General features: G+C 68.5%; 1 pseudogene. It reads right to left on the reverse strand.

Annotated elements, in window-relative coordinates:
* Positions 1–241 (reverse strand): annotated as a pseudogene (locus tag GJQ66_RS14425) (SAM-dependent methyltransferase); the annotation flags it as partial.

Below are 241 nucleotides of genomic sequence, written 5' to 3' on the forward strand. Positions count from 1 at the left end.
GAAACCGGGCACCGTCCAGATCACCTTGCGCAGGAAGTAGATCACGGCGCCGACGTCGAAGAACTCCATCCTCAACCGTTCCGTGCGCACGTCGGCGATCTCCAGGCCGACGGCCTTCGCTGCCGCGCTCTCGTCGTCAGGGTGCCGCTTCCGGCGCGCCTCAGGCTGCGGCCCCAGGAAGTACTCGACCAGCTCCCACACACTGGCGGGGCCGACGTGCTGGGCGAAGTACGCCCCACCC

It is taken from the genome of Microbacterium sp. ZXX196, from assembly GCF_009709595.1.
Taxonomy (GTDB): domain Bacteria; phylum Actinomycetota; class Actinomycetes; order Actinomycetales; family Microbacteriaceae; genus Microbacterium; species Microbacterium excoecariae.